The 20,877-nt window shown below is 61.8% G+C and carries 22 protein-coding genes; 7 read left to right on the top strand and 15 right to left on the bottom strand.

All coding sequences use genetic code 11. The features are described 5' to 3' along the window. Positions 1-137: 137 nt before the first annotated feature. Positions 138-359 (bottom strand): 50S ribosomal protein L31, encoded by a 222-nt coding sequence (gene rpmE / locus HPQ62_RS06890; RefSeq protein ID WP_174801777.1) that lies wholly within the window; start codon positions 357-359, stop codon positions 138-140. Between the two features lie 224 nt (positions 360-583). Here rpmE and HPQ62_RS06885 point away from each other — a divergent pair, with 224 nt between their 5' ends. After that, positions 584-2,347 (top strand): ABC transporter transmembrane domain-containing protein, encoded by a 1,764-nt coding sequence (locus tag HPQ62_RS06885; RefSeq protein ID WP_174801955.1) that lies wholly within the window; start codon positions 584-586, stop codon positions 2,345-2,347. A 1-nt stretch (position 2,348) separates the two neighbouring features. Here HPQ62_RS06885 and HPQ62_RS06880 read toward each other — a convergent pair whose 3' ends face one another. After that, positions 2,349-3,212 carry a DMT family transporter gene (locus HPQ62_RS06880; RefSeq protein ID WP_174801776.1) on the bottom strand — a complete coding sequence of 288 codons (864 nt, stop codon included), beginning with the start codon at positions 3,210-3,212 and terminating at the stop codon, positions 2,349-2,351. 271 nt (positions 3,213-3,483) lie between these two features. On the opposite strand from HPQ62_RS06880, the gene HPQ62_RS06875 reads away from it, so the two are divergent. Next, positions 3,484-3,675 carry a CsbD family protein gene (locus tag HPQ62_RS06875; RefSeq protein WP_174801775.1) on the top strand — a complete coding sequence of 64 codons (192 nt, stop codon included), beginning with the start codon at positions 3,484-3,486 and terminating at the stop codon, positions 3,673-3,675. A gap of 84 nt (positions 3,676-3,759) precedes the next feature. Here the strand turns inward: HPQ62_RS06875 and HPQ62_RS06870 are convergent, their stop codons facing one another. The 6 genes from HPQ62_RS06870 to HPQ62_RS06845 all read right to left on the bottom strand — a co-directional run bounded on the left by HPQ62_RS06870 (position 3,760) and on the right by HPQ62_RS06845 (position 9,917). Continuing rightward, positions 3,760-4,791, bottom strand: a complete 1,032-nt coding sequence (locus tag HPQ62_RS06870) for a peptidoglycan -binding protein (RefSeq protein ID WP_174801774.1) — start codon at positions 4,789-4,791, stop codon at positions 3,760-3,762. A 2-nt stretch (positions 4,792-4,793) separates the two neighbouring features. Further along, a complete protein-coding gene (locus HPQ62_RS06865; protein ID WP_174801773.1) occupies positions 4,794-5,819 on the bottom strand; it encodes a MotA/TolQ/ExbB proton channel family protein in 1,026 nt (341 codons plus the stop codon). A 185-nt stretch (positions 5,820-6,004) separates the two neighbouring features. Next, entirely contained in the window at positions 6,005-6,802 is a 798-nt protein-coding gene (locus HPQ62_RS06860; RefSeq protein WP_174801772.1) for an inositol monophosphatase family protein, read from the bottom strand. A gap of 109 nt (positions 6,803-6,911) precedes the next feature. After that, positions 6,912-8,051, bottom strand: a complete 1,140-nt coding sequence (locus HPQ62_RS06855; RefSeq protein WP_174801771.1) for a GGDEF domain-containing protein — start codon at positions 8,049-8,051, stop codon at positions 6,912-6,914. 128 nt (positions 8,052-8,179) lie between these two features. Next, positions 8,180-9,262 carry a tetratricopeptide repeat protein gene (locus HPQ62_RS06850; protein WP_174801770.1) on the bottom strand — a complete coding sequence of 361 codons (1,083 nt, stop codon included), beginning with the start codon at positions 9,260-9,262 and terminating at the stop codon, positions 8,180-8,182. A gap of 7 nt (positions 9,263-9,269) precedes the next feature. Then, entirely contained in the window at positions 9,270-9,917 is a 648-nt protein-coding gene (locus tag HPQ62_RS06845) for a thiamine phosphate synthase (protein WP_174801769.1), read from the bottom strand. A gap of 89 nt (positions 9,918-10,006) precedes the next feature. Between HPQ62_RS06845 and HPQ62_RS06840 the strand changes: the two genes are divergently transcribed. Continuing rightward, on the top strand, positions 10,007-10,765 hold the full coding sequence (locus HPQ62_RS06840; protein WP_174801768.1) for a sulfite exporter TauE/SafE family protein: 759 nt from the start codon (positions 10,007-10,009) through the stop codon (positions 10,763-10,765). A 146-nt stretch (positions 10,766-10,911) separates the two neighbouring features. Here HPQ62_RS06840 and HPQ62_RS06835 read toward each other — a convergent pair whose 3' ends face one another. The 3 genes from HPQ62_RS06835 to HPQ62_RS06825 form a co-directional block, all read right to left on the bottom strand. Next, positions 10,912-11,178, bottom strand: coding sequence for a DUF2312 domain-containing protein (locus HPQ62_RS06835; RefSeq protein ID WP_024706522.1), 267 nt, complete (start codon positions 11,176-11,178; stop codon positions 10,912-10,914). 98 nt (positions 11,179-11,276) lie between these two features. Beyond that, positions 11,277-11,582, bottom strand: coding sequence for a DUF1244 domain-containing protein (locus HPQ62_RS06830; RefSeq protein WP_174801767.1), 306 nt, complete (start codon positions 11,580-11,582; stop codon positions 11,277-11,279). A 19-nt stretch (positions 11,583-11,601) separates the two neighbouring features. Next, complete coding sequence (locus HPQ62_RS06825) at positions 11,602-12,381, bottom strand: N-formylglutamate amidohydrolase (protein WP_174801954.1); 780 nt, start codon at positions 12,379-12,381, stop codon at positions 11,602-11,604. Positions 12,382-12,544: 163 nt separating this feature from the next. On the opposite strand from HPQ62_RS06825, the gene HPQ62_RS06820 reads away from it, so the two are divergent. Together HPQ62_RS06820 and pyk are read left to right on the top strand one after the other, a co-directional pair. Next, on the top strand, positions 12,545-13,048 hold the full coding sequence (locus HPQ62_RS06820) for a DUF1036 domain-containing protein (RefSeq protein ID WP_174801766.1): 504 nt from the start codon (positions 12,545-12,547) through the stop codon (positions 13,046-13,048). Beyond that, the gene (gene pyk, locus HPQ62_RS06815) at positions 13,048-14,487 is read left to right on the top strand and encodes a pyruvate kinase (protein ID WP_174801765.1); all 1,440 of its coding nucleotides are present in this window, start codon (positions 13,048-13,050) and stop codon (positions 14,485-14,487) included. Before HPQ62_RS06820 ends, pyk begins: the two co-directional genes overlap by 1 nt. Before the next feature lie 339 nt (positions 14,488-14,826). On the opposite strand, the gene HPQ62_RS06810 is transcribed toward pyk, so the two are convergent. Then, positions 14,827-15,261, bottom strand: coding sequence for a DUF1489 family protein (locus tag HPQ62_RS06810; RefSeq protein WP_174801764.1), 435 nt, complete (start codon positions 15,259-15,261; stop codon positions 14,827-14,829). A gap of 53 nt (positions 15,262-15,314) precedes the next feature. Further along, positions 15,315-16,727, bottom strand: coding sequence for an L-serine ammonia-lyase (locus tag HPQ62_RS06805; RefSeq protein WP_174801763.1), 1,413 nt, complete (start codon positions 16,725-16,727; stop codon positions 15,315-15,317). Between the two features lie 513 nt (positions 16,728-17,240). Here HPQ62_RS06805 and HPQ62_RS06800 point away from each other — a divergent pair. Both HPQ62_RS06800 and HPQ62_RS06795 read left to right on the top strand, forming a co-directional pair. Continuing rightward, positions 17,241-17,951: a DUF599 domain-containing protein gene (locus HPQ62_RS06800; RefSeq protein WP_174801762.1), complete on the top strand. Its 711-nt coding sequence runs from the start codon at positions 17,241-17,243 to the stop codon at positions 17,949-17,951. Next, positions 17,948-18,865 carry an acetyltransferase domain-containing protein gene (locus tag HPQ62_RS06795; RefSeq protein ID WP_244629584.1) on the top strand — a complete coding sequence of 306 codons (918 nt, stop codon included), beginning with the start codon at positions 17,948-17,950 and terminating at the stop codon, positions 18,863-18,865. The genes HPQ62_RS06800 and HPQ62_RS06795 overlap by 4 nt, the downstream gene beginning before the upstream one ends. Positions 18,866-18,875: 10 nt before the next feature. On the opposite strand, the gene HPQ62_RS06790 is transcribed toward HPQ62_RS06795, so the two are convergent. Both HPQ62_RS06790 and mgtE read right to left on the bottom strand, forming a co-directional pair. Next, on the bottom strand, positions 18,876-19,265 hold the full coding sequence (locus HPQ62_RS06790) for a MerR family transcriptional regulator (protein ID WP_425312602.1): 390 nt from the start codon (positions 19,263-19,265) through the stop codon (positions 18,876-18,878). A gap of 53 nt (positions 19,266-19,318) precedes the next feature. Then, on the bottom strand, positions 19,319-20,734 hold the full coding sequence (mgtE, locus tag HPQ62_RS06785) for a magnesium transporter (RefSeq protein WP_174801760.1): 1,416 nt from the start codon (positions 20,732-20,734) through the stop codon (positions 19,319-19,321). Between the last annotated feature and the right edge of the window lie 143 nt (positions 20,735-20,877).

Genomic DNA, 20,877 nt, shown 5'->3' with positions numbered 1-20,877 from the left:
AAGCCCACCAAGACAATGATGTGATAGAGGGTCGCTGTGCGTTGAAAAGGCTGCGGCCCTTCGTCACACCCATCGGCCAGACAACAAAAAACCCGGCGCAAGCACCGGGTCTTTCGAAACAATTTCTCGGGCAGCAATCAGATGCCGAGACCGCCGAAGCGCTTGTTGAACTTCGACACGCGGCCACCGCGGTCGAGCATCTGCTGCGAGCCGCCGGTCCATGCCGGGTGCGAGGTCGGGTCGATGTCGAGGTTCAGGACATCGCCTTCCTTGCCCCAGGTGGAGCGGGTCTCGTATTCGGTGCCGTCGGTCATGACGACCTTGATCGTGTGATAATCGGGATGAATATCAGCCTTCATAACTCTCGTTCCTGCAAGCTCGTTTCAGGTCTGGCAGCCATTGCGCCGGCCGGGCCTATTGAATAAACAAAGCCGTGAGACCTCAAAAGGCCACGGCTGTCGAAAGGTTGCGGTCGCTATACAGGAACGTGAGGCGAATAACAAGAGCCGCCGAAATCATAATCTGCGTGCGCGCAAACGAGGAAATTCCATTGAGCCGAAATGAGCCTGAAGGCAGCCGCCAAATGCGGGCGCTCAGCCCGCTTGCCAATCTGTTTCCCTACATCAAGGCCTATCGCGGGCTTGTTGCAGGCGCACTGACCTTCCTGCTCACCGCCTCCCTCGTCACGCTCGCCCTGCCGATCGCCGTGCGCCGGGTGATCGACCACGGATTTTCCGATTCGGATGCCCAGCTGATCAACAACTACTTCATCGTTCTCGGCCTGATGGCGCTTGCGCTCGGGATTTCGAGCGCGCTTCGCTACTTCTTCGTGATGATTCTCGGCGAGCGCGTGGTGACGGACCTTCGCCGCGACGTCTTCAACAATGTCATCCGGCTTTCGCCCGCCTTCTTCGACGTCAACCAGTCCGGCGAGATCGTTTCGCGGCTGACGGCCGATACGGTGCAGATCAAGTCGGCCTTCGGCGCCACAGCGTCGATCGCGCTGCGCAACATGATCATGGGCCTCGGCGCGCTGGCGATGATGGTCTACACCTCGCCCAAGCTCTCGGTGATGGTGATCGCCGCAATCCCGATCGTGGTGCTGCCGCTGATTGCGGCTGGCCGCAATGTCCGCTCCCGCTCGCGGATGGCGCAGGACGAGCTCGCCGATGCAACCGCCTTTGCCGGGGAAGCGATCGGCGCCACCCGCACGCTCCAGGCCTTCACCGCCGAGGACATGGCCGGCCGGCGCTACGGCGCTGCGGTGGAGAACGCGTTCGCCGCCGTGCGAAAGACGCTGAAGGCGCGTGCGGGCCTCACCGCCGTCGCGATCAGCCTCGTTTTCTGCTCGATCACCGCCATTTTGTGGTTCGGCGCGCAGTCGGTGCTGGCCGGCACCATGTCCGGTGGCACGCTCGGTCAGTTCCTGCTCTATTCGGTGCTCGCTGCCGGCGCGCTCGGCCAGTTGTCCGAAGTCTGGGGCGAGCTTTCGCTGGCGGCAGGCGCTGCCGAACGGCTGGGCGAGTTGCTGCACGAACAGCGCCAGATCGCGCCGCCGGAAAACCCGGTTGCCCTGCCCTTCCCGGCAAACGGCGCTATCCAGGTGAACGACATCGCCTTCCGCTATCCAAGCGGCGGGGCGAAGGCCGGCGCGCTGTCCGGCGTCACGCTTGCCGTCGCTCCCGGAGAAACCGTTGCGGTTGTCGGCCCCTCGGGTGCGGGCAAGAGCACGCTGTTTTCGCTGCTCCTGCGCTTCTACGACCCCGACAAAGGGACCATCACACTCGATGGCGTCGACCTGCGCGATGTCGACCCGGAAGCGCTGCGCGAACGCTTTGCGCTCGTCCCGCAGGATCTCGCGATCTTCGCCGCCAGCATCCACGACAACATCGCCCTCGGCCGTCCCGATGCGACCCGTGACGAGGTACGCGCCGCCGCCATCGCCGCCCAGGCCGATAGCTTCATCGAGAAGCTCGAGGCTGGCTACGACACCATGGCGGGCGAACGCGGCATCACCCTTTCCGGCGGCCAGCGACAGCGGATCGCGATTGCACGCGCGATCCTGCGTGATGCGCCGGTGTTGCTGCTCGACGAGGCGACCTCCGCGCTCGATGCCGAAAGCGAGACGCTGGTGCAGCAGGCGCTCGGCACGCTGATGGAGGGGCGCACCACGCTGGTGATCGCCCACCGGCTCGCGACCGTTCTCTCCGCCGACCGGATCGTGGTCATGGATGAGGGCCGGATCGTGGAGGAAGGCCGTCACGAGGCGCTGGTGCAGAAGAACGGCCTTTATGCCCGCCTCGCCCGCCTTCAGTTCAATGCGACGCCGGAACGGCGTGCAGGCTAGGCTACGCTTTCCTGCGCGGCGCCGATGGCATGAAGGTCGCCAGAAAGATCAGCGCGATCCCCGCCCATACCAGCGGCGCGGGCCACTCGCCGAAAACCACGAGGCCGATCAGCACCGCCATCGGCAGTGCGGTATGGAGCGCTGGCGTCAACTCCACCGCATCCGCCATCGAGAACGCCCGCAGCATGCAGTAATTGCTGACATTGACGAGCGCTGCAGAGATGAGGAACAGGCCAAAATCCTCAAGGCTCATGCCCTGCCACATCCATGCCGCCGGAACAGCCGCGATCGCGGCCATCAGCGCATACATCCAGAACAACGCCGGGACGGTCGCCTCGCTCATCGCCACCTGCTTCAGCACGACATTCTTGAGCGCAAGCGCAACCGCGCCGCCGATCGCCACGAGACCGGCAAGCTGGAATGCCTCCGTGCCGGGCCGGAGAATCAGGAAAGCGCCGCACAAGCCGAGGCCGACGGCGAGCCAACGCCGCCAGTCGGCCCTTTCCTTCAGAATGAAGATCGCCAGCGGAATGAAGAAGAAGGTCTCGAGCTGCAGCAACGAGGCGGCAACCGTGAATGGCAGCAGCGACAGCGACGTCACGATCAGGAAGCTGACGACGACGCCGATCAGCGCGCGCAGGAGAAGAAGCCGCGGCGCGCGGATCGTGAACCCTGCCTTCCCCTGGCTGAAGGCGACCGGCAACATCATCAGGCAAGAAAGTCCGTATTGCATGAACATCACCACCACCGGCGCGTGGCGGTCTGTGAGCGTTTTTGCAAAGGTATCCACCAGAGTGAAGGCGATAACGCCGCCGATCATCAGAAAGATCGCGACAAGTCGGTTGTGCTGGTGTCCGGAGGACATGGCTTCTCCTGTCAGAGCTGTTTTCAAATGCTTCCTAGAGGAGCCCTCGTCCGCTTGGCAGGAAGAACAGCGCAGAAGAAGCGCGACGGCAGGGCGCACGCGCCTCGCCATCCTTGCGGAAGCTTGAGAATAGAAAAGCGTCGTCCGGAAGGCAAGGCTTCCGCACCACGCTTCACCCGAGGAGAAATGTGATTTGTTCAAGGCCAGGGAACCGTGTGGCGCCCATATCCGTTTTTATCGGCGGAACGATCATGTTCCGGAGGAACACATCATGAGCAGCACGTCAGACAAGATCAAGGGCAAGGCAAACGAAGTAGCCGGCAAGGCGCGCCAGAGTGTTGGCGAAGCCACCGGCAACAAGGAAACCAAGGCCAAGGGCGCCGCACAGGAAGCCAAGGGCCATGCCCAGCAGGCCAAAGGCAAGACCAAGGACACCGTAAAGAAGGTCGTCGACAAGGCCTGAGCCCGACAGCCTTTCAAATGAAAACCCGTAGTTCCTGCCGGAACTGCGGGTTTTCGCTTTTCTGGAGCAGCCTGAACCGCCGCGCTATCGCTCGGTCAGCTTGAACTCGATGCGGCGGTTCTGGGCGCGGGCCTCGGCATCTTCGCCGCTTGCGATCGGCTGATATTCGGCAAAGCCTGCGGCAACGAGACGGTTCGCCGGAACGCCCTGCGAGATCAGGTAGCGCACCACCGCATTGGCGCGGGCACTGGAAAGCTCCCAGTTGTCTGCAAACTTTCCGCCGGGTCTGATCGGCACATCATCGGTGTGGCCGTCGACGCGCAGCACCCAGTTGATGTCGTCCGGAATTTCCGGAACGATCTCCAGAAGCGCGGTCGCAAGCTTGCCAAGCTCCACCCGGCCGTCATCGTTGAGCTCGTCGGACCCCGAGGTGAACAGGACCTCAGACTGGAAAACGAAGCGGTCGCCGACAATGCGGATATTTTCGCGGTCGGAGAGAATCTGGCGCAGCCGCCCGAAAAAGTCCGACCGATAGCGGTTGAGCTCCTGAACCTTCTGGGCAAGCGCCACATTCAGCCTGCGACCGAGATCGGCGATACGGGCCTGGGAGGCCTCGTCCTTCGCCTCGGACACGTCGAGCGCCTCCTCGACAGCGGCAAGCTGGGCGCGGAGCGCTGCGATCTGCTGGTTCAACAGCGCGATCTGGTTCTGGGCGCGGGCAGAAAGCTGGCGTTCGGCCTCGAGGTCCTGCGATAGCGAGCCGATCTGCGCCTGGGCGCTGTCGCTCGCACCGGCTCCGGCATCGAGAAGCGCCTGAAGCCGCGTCCGCTCCGCCTGGGCGGAAGTGAGCGAGGCCTGCAGCGAGGCAATCAGGTCGTCAGCATCCTGATTATTGCCCTTTTCAAGCGCGAGCAGCTGCGTGAGTTCGGCGATCTGGCTGTTGAGCCGGTTCAGCACCTCATCCTTGCCGGAAATCTCGCGCGTGAGGATGAACTGCCCGATCACGAACACGGTGAGCAGGAACATGATCGCGAGCAGCAGCGTGGCGAGCGCGTCCACAAAGCCCGGCCAGTAATCGACGGTGCGATTGGATCGGCGGTTGCGGGCAAGCGCCATGATCAGCGGTCCCCGAGCTTGTCTGTCAGGCGCTGCAGGGTGCGGCGCAGCTCCTGGGCTTCTTCCTGCTGTGCCTCGATCCAGTCGCGCAGCATCTGCTGTTCGTTGCGCATGTTCTTGACGACGCCCTGAATGCCTTCGGCAAGCTGTGCCATCGCCGGAACGGAGCTGTTGCCGGCGCCGTTTTCAGCAATCCGCCGAAGTTCTTCAACGATGATTTCGATCTGCTCGCTCGAGCCGCCGGCAACGCCCTCAAGGGCGGGCGCGAGGTCGGACGTCACATCGGTCATCGACGACAACCAGTTCTCCAGCTCCATGTAGAAACGGTTCTGGGCGCGGCCTGCCTGAAGATCGAGAAAGCCGAGCACCAGCGAACCGGACAGACCCAGAAGCGAGGAGGAGAATGCCGTGCCCATGCCCGAAAGCGGGCCGGCAAGGCCTTCCTTCAGCGCATCGAGCACATCGGAGGAATCGCCGGAATTCGGATCGAGGTTCTGAATGATGTCGCCGATCGAGCCGATGGTGTTGAGAAGGCCCCAGAACGTGCCGAGAAGGCCGAGAAACACCAGCAGCCCAACAAGATAGCGCGAGGTGTCGCGTTGTTCGTCAAGACGCGTCGCCACCGAATCGAGGATCGAGCGGAGCGATGTAGTGGAAAGCGCCATGGTCTGGCGGCTGCCGATCAGCGCGCGCATCGGCGCCAGCAGCTTCGGATCCTGGCCGATACGATCGGCACTGCCTGCCGCGCGGAAGGAGTTGAGCCACGTGACTTCGCGGCGCAGCGCCAGCACCTGGGAGAACACCATCAGGATGCCGATCAGCAGGACGCCAAGGATCAGGCCGTTGAGGCCCGGATTGGTCATGAAGGCGGTATGGGCCTGGCGATAGAGGATCGCGACGCAGAACCCGATCAGGATCAGGAAGATGACCATCGTCCAGACGAAGGTCATCGGGCTCGACATCTTCAACGCGTGGACCTTGCGCTTCGGTGCGCGGTGGTCATCATGCTCGAGTTCGAAATCCGACATAGTCGCCAAATCCTTCCGCTTAACGCCAGACTCCGGCTTGCCCGAAAGCGGCTTTTCCTTCAGTCCCGCCATGCGCGGCCCCGCTCGAACAGACGTCAAACGGTGGCGAACAGCAGCGGGCTCTGCAAAGCTCTATTCGAAAACGGCGGCGATTTGAAGGGTGCGGCGCGCAAAACCGCGCAGCATCACGTTTCGAGGCGGCGCTGCAACTGGTCGTAGAGTGCGATGCGCATCATCTCGTTCCCCGCGATGACGCTTCCGGTTTCCAGGCACTGCTGGCCGCCCTTCATGTCGGACACGAAACCGCCTGCCTCGCGCACCAGGATCAGGCCTGCGGCCATGTCCCAGGAATTGAGACCCTCTTCCCAGAAACCGTCCATCCGGCCCGATGCAACATAGGCAAGATCGAGAGAGGCGGCGCCCAGACGGCGAATGCCGGCAACCTCGCCCATGACATGGCGCAGTTCGACAAGGAACTTGCCGTGGTGGCCGCGGCCGAGATGGGGAACGCCGCAGCCGATGACGGCATCGGTGAGCTTGCGGCGCGCCGAAACGCGGATGCGACGGTCGTTGCAAAACGCGCCGCCGCCCTTTTCCGCAACGAACAATTCATCGATCGCGGGATTGTAGACGACGCCGGCAACGATCTCGCCCGAGCGCTCAAGCGCGATCGATACCGCGAACTGCGGAATGCCATGCAGGAAGTTTGTGGTGCCATCGAGCGGATCGACGATCCAGCGGTGCTGGCCGTCCGTGCCCTTTTCCTCGCCGCTTTCCTCACCGAGGAATCCATAGGTGGGGCGGGCGCGCATCAATTCGGTATGAACGATCTTCTCGGCCTTCATGTCTGCCTGAGACACGAAATCGGAAGGTCCCTTGACCGACACCTGCAAGTTCTGAACCTCCCCGAAGTCACGCGTCAAAGAGCGGCCGGCCTTGAGCGCTGCCTGCACCATGACGTTGAGAAGAGCTGAACGAGCCATCGGGCAATTTCCTTGGTTCTTGACGCCACGCGCCTCAATCGGCGCATGGTGCTTTTATGACACGGCGGTTCATGATCACAGAATGCGGTGAAATTCAAGGCCTGTAGTGCTAAATGGCATCACCGGACATGGCCTGATCGCCGCTTCGATCAGCCGCTCTGGCGGGAACAGAGAGTACCTCTGTCCGGTTCCGCCCGGCATTCTTGGCCTTGTAGAGAGCCCTGTCAGCGCAATCAAGCGCTGCGGAAAGTCCCGTTTCGCCAACCGAATAACCGGCGACGCCCGCACTGACCGTCACGGAAAAGACCTCGCCTTCAAAGGCAAATTCCAGCTTTTCGATCGACATGCGGATCTGCTCGGCAACCCTGCGCCCGTCAGCGCATCCCGTCGACAACAGGATGACGGCGATCTCCTCGCCTCCATAACGAACTGCAAAATCGGAACGGCGGATGCGGCTGAGAACGGTGGCCGCGACTTTTTTCAGAACTTCGTCGCCGCGCCGGTGACCGAAGCGGTCATTGACCGCCTTGAACCGGTCGATGTCGATCATGATCACACAGCCCTCCTTCTTTTCAGAGGAAGTATCCCGATCGATCGTGTATTCGAGCCCGGCCAGCGCCCTGCGGTTGAAGAGGCCCGTCAACGGATCCCTGCTGGCGATGAATTCCACATCCTGGAGATAGAAGGTGGCGCGCCGGGTCGATTCCAGCGCTGCGCCCAGCAGGATCGTGCCGACGAACTGGATCGCCAGAAGCGGCATGCCGATGATCCGGAAAAGTTCAAGCGCACGCTCCGAACCGGTGGCCATGACGGACAGAAGATGCAGCGTACACAACGCACCCAGCAGCACGAGCGAACGAAAGTTCAGCTTTTTCGGCCCGAACAGCGAAAAGAGAATGCCGACGCCGCCGGCGATCGCGATGCCGATGACGCCGGAAACCATACCCTCTCCGCCGATCGCAATCCTTACGGCGGCAACGCAGAGTATCGTAATGACCCCGGCGATCGGCCCGCCGAAAGGCGCAGCCAAGGTCAGGAAAATTGCACGGGCATCGAACACATAGCCGGTCTGCGGTTCGATCGTATTGGCCATCGCGGCGATGGCGCCGCAAGAAAACACGATAGCGCTAGCAAGTCCGCGAAAACGGACCGCGTGTATGCGGCGTAGAATGAAGTTGTATCCGAGCACGATTAGCGCGCCGAGCCCGAGGCTGGCGATCAGATCGCTGACGATATTAAGCTGCCCCAAGCAAGATCCTCCGGCGATTGCTGTCGCAAGCTCGTTCTGCGGTCGCAACACTCAGAGCGGAAAATACACAATCCCCGGCGCAAGGCATAGTTAAATTGCCTGCGTTAGTCACACGCTACGGAAGAGCTTCAGTAGCGCTGCGCCAACGCACGCGAGCGCCGCACTGCGGAAGTGCGCATGTCCGGATCCAGCCCGTCGAGGACGGCCTCCATGTCGGGCTCGACAAGGCCAAGTCGGCGGGCGCTCAGATAAAAGGTGGCCGCGGTTTCGGGGTCGGCCTCGACGCCAATGCCCTTGCTATAGAGATAAGCAAGCCGGCTTGCGGCTGCGACATTGCCGTTGAGTGCCGCGCGGCGCAGCCAGTCAATGCCCTTTTCGAGGTTGCGCGGCATGCCCTGGCCATTGATCAGGGCAAGGGCGAGATCGAGCTGGGCGGTATCGTGATCGCCTTCGGCCGCGCGCCTCAACCAGAAAACGGAAAGCGCCTTCTTTTCCTCAGGCACGTCTTCCAGAGCCGGATAGAGCTGCGACAGCGCATATTGCGCGTCGGCAATGTCGGCTTCGGCGGACGCCTCGAACCATGGCAGGGCGCGGGTAAGGCCTTCCTTGCCGGGGTTTTCGTCGATCAGCAGGCTTCCATAATTGAAGGCGGCGAGCGGATCGCCGGCCTCGGCCGCCTGGCGGATCAGATCAGCACCCTTGTCGTGGTCGGCCTCTTCTCCAGAGGTCAGAAGCGCCATGCCATAGCGGTTGAGCGCGAAGGGCAACCCGCTTTCAGCCGCCATTCGATACCACTCAAGCGCCGTCCCTGCCCTGCTCTCGGCAATCAACCGCCGCTCGACGAGCTCACCGACTAGCGTTTCGGCGCGCGCATCACCCCGACCGGCACGCGCGAGCGCAGCCTCGTAGGCGGCGTTGTAAAGCCCGCGCTGGTAGGCGCCATAGGCCAGATCGACAGGCCCGTCATAGGCAGGTTCAGGCGGAGGATCGGGAAGATCGCCAACCTTGGCACCGGCAGGCTGGAGATGGTAGGGCGCCGGCCGTTCCGGCGCGATGCCCGGCGGCAACAGCCGTCCGCCGCCGAACAGCGACGACCGGTCGCCGGACACAAGTTCCGGATCTGTCGCAAACCGCCCAAGCGCCGAGGCATGGCTGATGCCGGGTGCAAGCGACAGGAGAATGATGGCGGTGACGAGCGGACGCAAGGTCATGCCCCTTCTAATAATCCAACCGTGGCGCTTTTTCGTCGAGCAGTGCGTTGAGTTCGGCCACCATGGCCGCAGGGCCGGACGGCGCATCGAAAACGGCCTTTCCGACGGCCACGAACTCGGCAGAGGTCAACGCAGCATCGACGACACCCTGAGGGTCAGTACCGGCCATGACGATACAGGGAATCTCGATCATCGACGCCCACCACTCGCCAAGATCGAGGTTTTTCGGATGCGGCGCGCCATGGGTATCGCCGTCGAGCTTGCCGAAGAACACGTAGTCGGGGTTCGCCTCACCGGCATCGAGTGCGGAATGGCGATCCTTGAAATCGCCGCCGCCCACGATCATGCGCGGGGAAAACCGTTCCATGGCATCGGCAAGCTCGCCGGCGTCCACATGAACGCCATCGGCCTTCGCACGGCCCGCCACCCGGGTGTCGCCCGCAACGAGCGCTGCGGCGCCATGATCCTGGATGATCGGCACGAGCTTTTCCGCGCGCTTCTGGAAATCTTCAACATTCTCCCCGTATTGCGGGATGATGACCGAAGCGACATCGCCGCCGCGCAACGCCTGGGACAGTTGCTCGGCCTGTTCGGCGACGTCTTCGATTTGCGGCACGATCAGCACCAGCCGGCAGCGATCCTGTTCATCAGTCATGTCATTCGATCCTTTTCAGGCCCGGAGCCGGGCCTCGCCAATTTGGGATAAATCCGTTAAAGCTCAGTTTCAACAGGTGCTTTGCTTTCATGCTTCCCGATCCGATCTTTTATGCGGCGGCCATCCCGGCCGTTATTCTCGTTGGCCTTGCCAAGGGCGGCATGGGCGGCGCGCTCTCGCTTCTCGGCGTTCCGATTCTCACCTTCGTGGTCGAGCCTGCCACAGCCGCGGCGATCATGCTCCCGATCCTGATCATGATGGATATCGTGGCGCTCTGGACCTGGCGCCAGCACAATCACTTGCCGACGCTCGCCGTGCTCCTGCCTGGCGCGCTGATCGGCACGGCGCTCGGCTGGATCACCTTTTCAACCGTACCCTTTGCGCTTACCCGCATGCTGGTCGGGCTTGCAACCGTGGTGTTTGCCGGAAAATATTTCTATGACCGTTTCAAGCCGGGCGAGAAGATCGAAAAGCCGCCTGCGCCACAGCGCCCCGTCGCGGCAACCTTCTGGGGCACGATTTCGGGTTACACCAGCTTCATCTCGCACTCCGGCGGCCCGCCCTTTCAGATCTACGCCCTTCCCCTGAAGCTAGACCCGCGCACCTATACCGGCACCAGCGTGCGGTTCTTCGCGATCGTGAACTTCATCAAGCTGCCGCCCTATTATCTTCTGGGGGAGCTTGCGGCGCCCAATCTCGCGGCATCCGCAAGCCTGCTGCCCTTCGCGGTGATCGCCACCATTCTGGGCGCAATGATCATCAAGCGCATGCGGATGGATGTGTTCTACCCGCTGATGTACGCCATGGCCGGCCTTGCCGGGCTCAAGCTTGTGTTCGACGGTTTTTGAGAAGCTTTGTCGCCTTCACGCGGCGGGCCGGCGGCGGATATAATGCCCCCGTAAAATGGCGCCTTGTATAGGCAGATCCCCGGAACTGCCCCCGGGGATCGAGGCGGCCGATGCCGCAGTAAAGGATGCGTTGGAAAGGCTTGGTGCTATTCGTCTTCCGGCGCGCGGATCATGCCGAGCGCGATCATGTAAGTATCGAGCACGGCCTCTTCTTCCATGCGCTCCTGCTCGTCCTTCTTGCGCAGTGCGATGATCTTGCGCAGCGCCTTGGTATCGAAGCCGGTGCCCTTGGCCTCGGCATAGACGTCCTTGATATCGTCGGCGATCGTCTTCTTTTCTTCTTCAAGACGCTCGATCCGCTCGATGATCGAACGCAACTGATCGCGCGCAATGCCGTGTGCGTCGTCGGCCATGCTCAACTCCTTCGTGTCACTGAAAAATGCTTGGGCCCTGCCTGCCGAAAACCACGGGTGAGGTCAAGGCTGATTTTGGCGGATGCCCGGTTGTTCGCTTAATCGCGCGGCCTGGCCTTCTCGAAGACGGCCTTCTGATCCGCCGTCGCCTCGCCCTGATGGCGCGCCTTCCACTCATCATACGGCATGCCGTAGATGATCTCCCGGGCCTCGTCCTTGCTGATCTCGATATGGTTCTCGGCAGCGGCCTCGCGATACCAGTTGGCAAGGCAGTTGCGGCAGAAGCCCGCAAGGTTCATCAGGTCGATATTCTGAACGTCGCTGCGCGCATCGAGATGGGCGACAAGCCTGCGGAACGCAGCCGCCTCCAGATCGCGCTTCTGCTCTTCGCCAAGCCTATCCATGCTGTTCTCCATCATTCGTTCATACCCGCGAGGGGAAATGCTGCCGGACATGCATTGTCTCATCGGCATTCAAAGCGGCGAAAATAGGAGCAAGGCGCTTCGCCCAGAGCGACACACCCTCAGGATCGCAGATCAGATCCTGGCGCACTTCCACCAGCGCATGGGCAATGCCCTTGGTCATGCAGTGCCGGTTCATCGTATCCCCCCGCAATGCGCCGTCATAGGGTTCGTTGTCGCCAACAATGATACCATCGATCTTCGCAAGCGCTTCGATCAGCGCGTTCGGCGCCCGCGAATCGCCATCCCAGAGAATACCGGCATGCCAGGGCCGCGGCACGCCCCTCCAGAGGGGGGTGAAGGAATGAAGCGAAAGCACCAGCGGCGGCCCGCCCGCAGCGGCAGTCGCCTTCCCGATCACACCGTCGCAGGCATTGTGATAGGGACGGTGAAAAAGATCGATCCGCCGCGCGCGATCCTCGCGCGAAAGCGGGTGGTTTGCCGGAATGATCGCGCCATCGGAGATTTTCATGATCAGCGTCGGATCGTCCTCGCCGCGGTTGGGATCGATCAGAAGCCGCGAGAATGTCGACATCACCGCCGGACAGCCGAGCTGTTCGGACAGGCGGCGCGTCAGGTCCGCAATCCCGATATCATAGGCGACATGGCGCGCGAAAACCGAGGGATCGAGGCCGAGGGCATCGTATTCATCCGGCACGTCGGACATGGCGTGATCTGCCAGCAGCACGATACCACTGTCATAATTTCCTTCTAAAATTTGGAATGCTGGCATGTTCGGCATGGATATCCAGTCGGAATTTGCGATAATGGGTGATGGCACACACCGCCCGCTGTCGGCAAGCGTGTATGCTGCCATTTGCCTCGCCTCGTGCGGGGCTCTATGATAACGCTGCAAATCGATTGAATGCGTACCTTGAAGGGACGCGCCACGAGATCAGGCCCCCATGCTGTCACTTCCGAATATCGTTTCCGCTGCCACCTCCCACAAGACAAGACGAGCCGCCAGCCGGCTCCTTTCCGGATTCGGCATTGCCGCAACCGGTCTTGTCGCCGCGGCCTTCTGGTCACCGGGTGAGGCGCATGCGGAATTTCGCGTGTGCAACGACACGCCAAATCTGGTCGGCGTCGCCGTCGGCTACCGGGCGGAAGAGGGATGGACCTCGGAAGGATGGTGGCAACTCCCGGCCACCACCTGTGCCACCGTCGTGCCCGGACCGCTTCAATCGCGCTATTACTATCTCTACGCTGAAGATGCGTCCGGAAGCGGCCGCTGGACCGGCTATACCAATATGTGCGTCGCCGAAGAGGAATTCGATATCACCGGAGTCCAGGACTGTTTCGCGCGCGGTTACCAGCAGATGGGTTTTAGCGAATACGACACAGGGCGGGAAGAAAGCTGGACTGTTCAGCTCTCCGACAAGCCCTCCACCCAGGAAAGCCAGAATTGATGAGACGTCACAGAAAAGTAAAGATCCTCGCCACGCTTGGCCCGGCCTCATCCGAGGAAGACCAGATCGAGGCGCTGCACAAGGCAGGCGCCGATCTGTTCCGAATCAACATGAGCCATGCCAGCCACGACCTGATGCGAACGCTGATGAAGCGCATCCGCAATGTCGAGGCCCGCTGCGGCCGTCCGATCGGCATTCTTTGCGACCTGCAGGGCCCCAAGCTGCGCGTCGGAAAGTTTCTCGACGGCAAGGTCGAACTCGAGATCGGACAGACCTTCACGCTCGACGACCGCGACGAACCCGGCAATGAAAAGCGCGTCTTCCTGCCGCACCCGGAAATCCTGCAGTCGGTTCAGCCCGGCCACCGCCTGCTGATCGACGACGGCAAGCTGCAGCTGCGCGCTGAAAAATGCGACGGCAAGAGCATCGAATGCACGGTCATCGCCGGCACCACGATTTCCGACCGCAAAGGCGTTTCGCTGCCCGATACGCTGCTCTCCGTCGGCGCGCTGACCGAAAAGGACCGCGCCGACCTCGACGCCGTTCTTGAAACCGGCGATGCCGACTGGGTGGCGCTCTCCTTCGTCCAGCGCCCGGACGATCTTGCCGAAGTGCGCAAGATTGCGCGCGGCCAGGTGGGCCTGATGTCGAAGATTGAAAAGCCCCAGGCAATCGAGCGCATCGAGGAAATCATCGAAATGAGCGACGCGCTGATGGTGGCCCGTGGCGATCTCGGCGTCGAAATGCCGCTCGAGACCGTACCGGGCCTGCAGAAGAAGCTGATTCGTCTCTGCCGCGCCGCCGGCAAGCCGGTGGTGGTCGCGACCCAGATGCTGGAATCGATGATCACCTCGCCGGTTCCCACCCGCGCGGAAGTTTCCGACGTCGCCACCGCCGTCTTCGAAGGCGCCGATGCGATCATGCTGTCGGCTGAATCGGCCGCCGGTGACTATCCGTCGGAAGCGGTCTCCACCATGGCCTCGATCGCCCGCACCATCGAGCGCGAGCAGCTTTACCCGCAGATCCTTTACGCCCAGCGGCCGCAGCCGGAAGCAACCGGCGCCGATGCGATTTCGCTCGCCTCGCGCGAGATTGCCGAAACGCTGAAGCTGACCGCGATGGTCTGCTACACCGCATCTGGCACCACCGGCCTTCGCGCCGCACGCGAGCGGCCAAACGTGCCGATCATCGCGCTGTCGCCCGTGGTCAAGACCGCCCGCCGCCTGTCCGTGGTCTGGGGCCTGCACTGTGTCGTCGCGGACGAGCCGACGGATCTGGAATCCATGGTCGATGGCGCCTGCCAGATCGTGGTTGACGAGGATATCGGCAAGCCGGGCGACCGGATCATCATCTCCGCAGGCGTTCCGCTTGGCACGCCGGGCGCGACCAACATGCTGCGCATCGCCTATATCGGCATGGATGGCCGTTCGGGCGTCTGATGCCCTTGAGGCGGCGGCGTTAAGGCCGCCGTTTACTGTCGTGGTGGCAAAGCAGGAGGCTTTGGCCTCCGTTTGTCATTGTGCCGTCGCCTTGTGTCATGCTCGGACTTGATCCGAGCATCCAGGCGGCTCAAGTGACTGTCTTTGTAAAGGGCTATAGTGACTCCCTGCCGGTGAGCCTGGATCCTCGTGTCAAGCACGAGGATGACGCGGAATCTGCGGAGACATTTATCAGCAAACTGGCGGCGGCGTTTCTTTGCAGCGCGGCTTGCAACTGGCTTTGCGGAGAGACTGGAAGGGCTTCCGGAAGCTGCTGGCCTCCGCAATAAACAGAGCCCCCTACAGCAATCCCAGCTCCGCAAGTTCTGCGCGCAGATCCTCAGGCATGTCATTGCCGCCATCGCCGAAATCGAGGTCGCGCGGGGCGTCATCGGCATTGAGATAGCGCCAGCCCTGGAAGGGTTTGCGCGGCACCGGCGCGGTGTCGATCACCTGCGGGCCGAGGATCAGATCGCAACGCTGAATGCCCTCGCCATCGGTGTGATTGGCGATATCGAGCAGAACCTGACGCGCCCGGATCTGTCCGTTGATGACCCAGTAGAGCGAGCCGCCATCGAGCAACTCATCGCGACGCTTCGGCGTCATGCGTGTGGTGTGAATGCTGTGCGGCTCCTGGCCGAGCGCCATGGCAGCCATAGAACGGCGCGACACCCATTCGCGCAGATCATCGATGCCGGTGGCACCGACGCAGAGTTTGAGGAGGTTGAGGCTCATGCCTCCATCAAACGCCAGCGGCGGTCTCAGTCAAGGCAGAATGTCGGCGGTTCTCAGCAATCCACCACATTGACGGCAAGCCCGCCGGTAGAGGTTTCCTTGTATTTCTCGTGCATGTCGTTGCCGGTCTGGCGCATGGTCTCGATGCAATTGTCGAGCGGCACGAAATGGCTGCCATCGCCCTTGAGCGCGAGCGACGCCGCCGTCACGGCCTTGACCGCGCCCAGCGCATTGCGCTCGATGCACGGCACCTGAACGAGGCCCGCGATCGGATCGCAGGTCATGCCGAGATGATGCTCAAGCGCGATCTCGGCGGCGTTTTCCACCTGTTCCGGCGTGCCGCCCATGGCGGCCGCAAGGCCCGCTGCCGCCATCGCGGAGGCGGAGCCGACCTCCCCCTGACAGCCGACCTCGGCGCCGGAGATCGAGGCATTGGTCTTGATGATGCCGCCGATCGCAGCAGCCGTCAGCAGGAAATCTCGGATCGCGGCCTTGCCCATCGGCTGTTCGAACTCAAGAAGGTAGCGAAGGGTGGCAGGGACCACGCCGGCAGCGCCGTTGGTCGGCGCGGTGACAACGCGCCCGCCGGCGGCATTTTCCTCGTTGACGGCCATCGCAAACATCGACAGCCAGTCATTCGCCATCATCGGGTCGAAACGGTTAAGGCGGCGCGCTTCGGAAAGCTTCTCGTGAAGCCGCCCCGCGCGGCGCTTGACCCTCAGCCCGCCCGGCAACTCGCCCTCGCCCTTGAGACCGCGCTCGATGCAGCCATCCATCGCGTCCCAGATCTGGTCAAGACCGGCATCGAGCGCGCTCCGCGACATCCGCGCTTCCTCGTTGGCACGCTTCATCGCGGCGATGCTGAGGCCGGAGCGGTTCGCCATCTCCAGCATCTCCCTCGCCGAGGCGAACGGAAAGGGCGTACCATCCTCCGCCTTCTCGGCCGCGGGAAAGGACTTCTGCTCCTTCCAGGCCTGAAGCTCGGTATCGGTCAGGACGAAGCCGCCGCCAATCGAATAGTAAACCTGCCTGAGCAGCACCGCGCCATCGGCGTTGAGCGCATAAAACGCCATGCCATTGGCGTGCCCCGGGAGAGCTTCCTTCTTCTCGAAAATCACATCCGCATCGCAATCGAAGCGATAGGCGGGGTGGCCGGGCGGCTCGACGGCGCCTCTTTCGCGGATTTCCCCGATGATCCGATCCATCGCATCGGGATCGACGGTTTCCGGCTTTTCGCCGGCAAGGCCCAGAATGACCGCGCGGTCGCTGGCATGCCCGACGCCGGTATAGGCGAGCGAGCCGTGCAGGCTGACCCTGAGGCCAGACACCACGGCGCCGGCGGGCCGCGGCCAGTCATTGGAGGCGATGAGTTCAAGAAACCGATTGGCAGCCGACATCGGACCCATGGTGTGGGAGCTCGAAGGGCCGATCCCGATCTTGAAAACCTCGAAAACCGAAAGAAACAAACCGCTACCTCCAAACACACTGCGCCCGGCAGGATGCCATATTCGGCGACCAGCGATCGCCGCGCATGTTCCGGACCGACATGGCCCCATGCGTCTACGACATCAAGCTTCAGGAACAGAAGAATAGGAAGAAGCGGAAACGAAAACAACGGCGGCCCGGTGGGGCAGCGCCGTTGTTTTCTTCAAATTCCGGGCCGATCAGACAGCGAGGATAAGATAGGCAAGTCCGAGAACAGCACCAAAGCCGATTACAGCCCTGAAGGTTACACCCCAACAGGATTTGTGTGCGGTATCTTCCATGATTACTCCGATTGACATATCCCGGCACGCGCTTGGGAGGATGCGTGCGGATGGTTACCGCTTTATTAAACTGTCACAGAAACTGCAATGGGTATCGCAAGAAATTTCTGAAATGGCCGCTTGCAATGGTTAAGGACAGCAGCCAAAACGATAACGTCGCGATCGAGAATGCTGCCGCGGGCGGACCGATCGGCAAGCGCCGGCTGAGGGTGAATGACGACACTTGATTTCTACGCCCTGATCTTCTTCCTGGCCTGCTGGTTCGTATTCGACAGCGTGGTGAGCGGGAGGTTCCGGCTGTTTTCCCGCAAGAGCCTCACCGAGGTGATCTCGATCCACCGCAAGCGCTGGATGATCAACTCGCTGACGCGCGACCTGAAGATCATCGATACCCAGATCATGGCCGGGCTGCAGAACGGCACTGCCTTCTTCGCCTCCACATCGATCTTTGCAATCGGCGGGTGCTTCGCGCTGATGGGCAATGCCGATCAGGCGCAGTCGCTGTTTCGGGACCTGCCCTTCCTCGCCTCCGGCACGCGCGCCGCCTTCGAGATGAAGGCCGGCGGACTGGCAGTGATCTTCGGCTATTCCTTCTTCAAGTTCGGCTGGTCGTACCGGCTGTTCAACTACAATACCATCCTGTTCGGCACCCTGCCGATGTCTGAGGAGACCGAGCGGGACAGAGGGCGGGCCGAACGGCTTGCCGTCAAAATCGCCGAGCTCAACATCATCGCCGCCCGGCACTTCAACACTGGCCTGCGGGCGATCTTCCTGTCGCTCGGCTATCTCGGCTGGTTCCTCGGCCCCTATGTCTTCATTGCGACCACCGCATTCGTGTTTATGATCCTCGCGCGCCGCCAGTATTTCTCCGACGCGCGCAAAACAGTCATTGCCGCCCTGGAGGGCGGGGAGGAAATATCTTGAACAGCAGTTCCCGCCGGATCCACGTCATCGATGCCGCCCGCGGCATCGCATTGCTGGCGATGGCGATCTACCATTTCACATGGGACCTCGGCAATTTCGGTTATGTTGCGCCCGATCTGGCGACGACCGGCGGATGGGCGATCTTCGCGCACATGATTGCCGGCAGCTTCCTGTTTCTCGCCGGCTACAGCCTCTGGATGGCGCATGGCCGGGATTTGCGCCTGCCGTCATTCCTGAAGCGGCTTGCACTTCTGGTGGCCGCAGCCATCGCCATCACGGTTGTATCGGTGTTTGCGACGCCGGACGCCGTCATCTATTTCGGCATTCTGCACGCCATAGCCGCCGCTTCTGTGATCGGGCTGTTGTTCCTGCGCGTGCCTGCGGCGATAACGCTGATCGTTGCGCTTGCCGCGGTCCTTCTGCCGCATTTTGTTAAGTTCGATGCGCTCGACCCCCGGTATCTCGCCTGGATCGGCATGGCGGCGCACCCGGTGTCATCAAACGACTACGTGCCCCTTCTGCCCTGGATCGGCCCGTTCCTCGCCGGCATTGCAGTCTCGAAACTGTCGCTCACCTGGCTGAAACGGCAACGTCAGCTGCCGCAGAACGAGAATGTTCTGACCTTTCTCGGACGCCACAGCCTGATCTTCTATCTGCTGCACCAGCCGATCCTGTTCGGACTGGTCTACCTTGCCGCCGTGGTGATGCCGCCCGACGCTTCGCCGTCCTATCTTTCGAGCTGCCAGGTCACCTGCGAGCGCAATGAAGATGCGGCATTCTGCACCTCCTATTGCGCCTGCACGCTCGACACGCTGAAGAAGGAAGGCCTTTTCATTCCGCTGATGCGCAATCAGACGACGGAGAAGGACTCGGTGGCACTCGGCCGGATTTCGATGATGTGCAGCATCCAGTAGGCGCTGGAAATCAGGTGCCGACGCCGATTTCGGCAAGCCGGCCGAGACAATTTTCCTCGGCCATGTCGAGCGCACCCATCATGTCGTCGATATCGCGGCGCTTCTGGCGCAACTGCTCGCGCCAGGACTTGATCGCTTCCATGGTGCGCTTGAGTTCGGCCGTTTCCGCAGGAAGCGTGTGAAACAGGTTGAGCACGTCCTTGATTTCCGAAAGTGTCAGGCCAATGCGGCGGCTGCGCAGGATTTCCCGGATCAACAGCCGCTCGCCCTCACTGTAGAGACGCGTGCGGCCGCGCCGTTCGGGCTGCAGCAGCCCCTCGTCCTCGTAGAAGCGAAGGGTTCGGGTCGAGACCCCGAATTCGCGCGTCAATTCCGAAATTGAATAATGCCGTCTCTGCACGTTGCGCCCCGAAAAATTCATTTAAGCAGGTTCAAATGTAAGTGTAGAGATAATTAGATGTTAAACCACCACGTGGCGATACCCAAAAACGAGAAAAACCCTATCACATCCGTAGTCGTGGTCACAAAAACGGACGATGATATGGCAGGGTCGGCGCCGGCGCGGTCGAGCAGCAGCGGAATGAGGATGCCGGCCATGGCGGCGGCAAACATGTTGATGATCATCGCGGCCGCCACGACGCCGCCGAGCTGCGGATTGTCGAACCAGTAACCGGCAGCAATTGCAATCAGGATCGCGAAGGCGATGCCGTTGAAAATCCCGACGCCCGCCTCCCTTCGGATGATCCGTGCGGCATTGTAGATGTCGAGATCGCGGGTCGCAAGCGCGCGCACCGTCACCGTCATGGTCTGCGTGCCTGCATTGCCGCCCATGGAAGCGACCACCGGCATCAACACCGCGAGCGCGATCATCTGGCCGATCGATTCGTCGAACAGGCCGATCACGCTTGCCGACAGGAAGGCTGTGAACATGTTGATCAGCAGCCAGCCGAAGCGGGACCTGACGGCGCGCAGGATATTGTCCGAGAGCTCTTCGTCGCCGACGCCGCCCATGCGCTTGATGTCTTCATCGGCCTCCTCATGGATCACGTCGACGACGTCATCGATGGTGAGCACGCCGACGAGGCGGTCATTGTTGTCGACCACGGCGGCGGAGAGAAGGTCGTACTGCTCGAATACCTGCGCGGCCTCTTCCTGATCGAGCTCGGCTGCGATCGGGTGGTTGGTATCGTGCATGATGGTTTCGATCTTGACCTGACGCTTGGTGCGCAGGATCTGGTCGAGATAGACGGCGCCGAGCAGGCGGAAGGTCGGATCGACGACGAAGATCTGGGAGAAACTGTCAGGCAGTTCCTCATCCTCGCGCATGTAGTCGATGGTCTGGCCGACGGTCCAGAAGGGCGGCACGGCCACGAACTCGGTCTGCATGCGCCGGCCGGCCGAGCTTTCGGGATAGTCCAGCGAACGGGCAAGGCGGATACGCTCGGTGAAGGGGAGCTTGGAGAGGATTTCCTCCCGCTCCTCATCGGCAAGGTCTTCCAGAATGTAGACGGCGTCGTCCGAATCAAGTTCGGTCAGCGCGTTGGCGAGTTGGTCTGCCGGCAGCGATTCGATGATGTCGAGACGGATGGCCTCGTCGACCTCGGTCAGCGCGGTCAGGTCGAAGTCGGCGCCAAGCAGGCGGACGAGCTCGGGGCGGCTCTCGTAGGGCAGCGCCTCGATGAGGTGGCCGGTTTCGGATTCGTGGCGGCCGGCGATCTGCTCGCGCAGGAAGTCGATGTCGGAATCGTCGATCGCCTGCTCCACGCGGGCGATGAAGTCGGCACTGACGGCGCCTTCCTCGTTATAGATTTCCAGCAGCGCTTCACGGGGTTCGGACTGCCCCGGCAATACTTCGTCCAGATGGCTCATTTTTGGATGACCTTTCTGTCTGCAACGCTGCCCTGCCGATGCGGTTCCCCGGCGCCCATCTCTTAGTGGGTTTCACAGCGAAATGGAAACGTTGACTGACAACCTTTTGATGACGCCGATGTGAAATCTTGGGTCGGAGAATC

It is taken from the genome of Martelella limonii, from assembly GCF_013344475.1.
GTDB lineage: Bacteria > Pseudomonadota > Alphaproteobacteria > Rhizobiales > Rhizobiaceae > Martelella > Martelella limonii.
The sequence above is the reverse complement of the archived record's forward strand: the minus strand, read 5'-3'. Positions and strand labels throughout refer to the sequence as shown.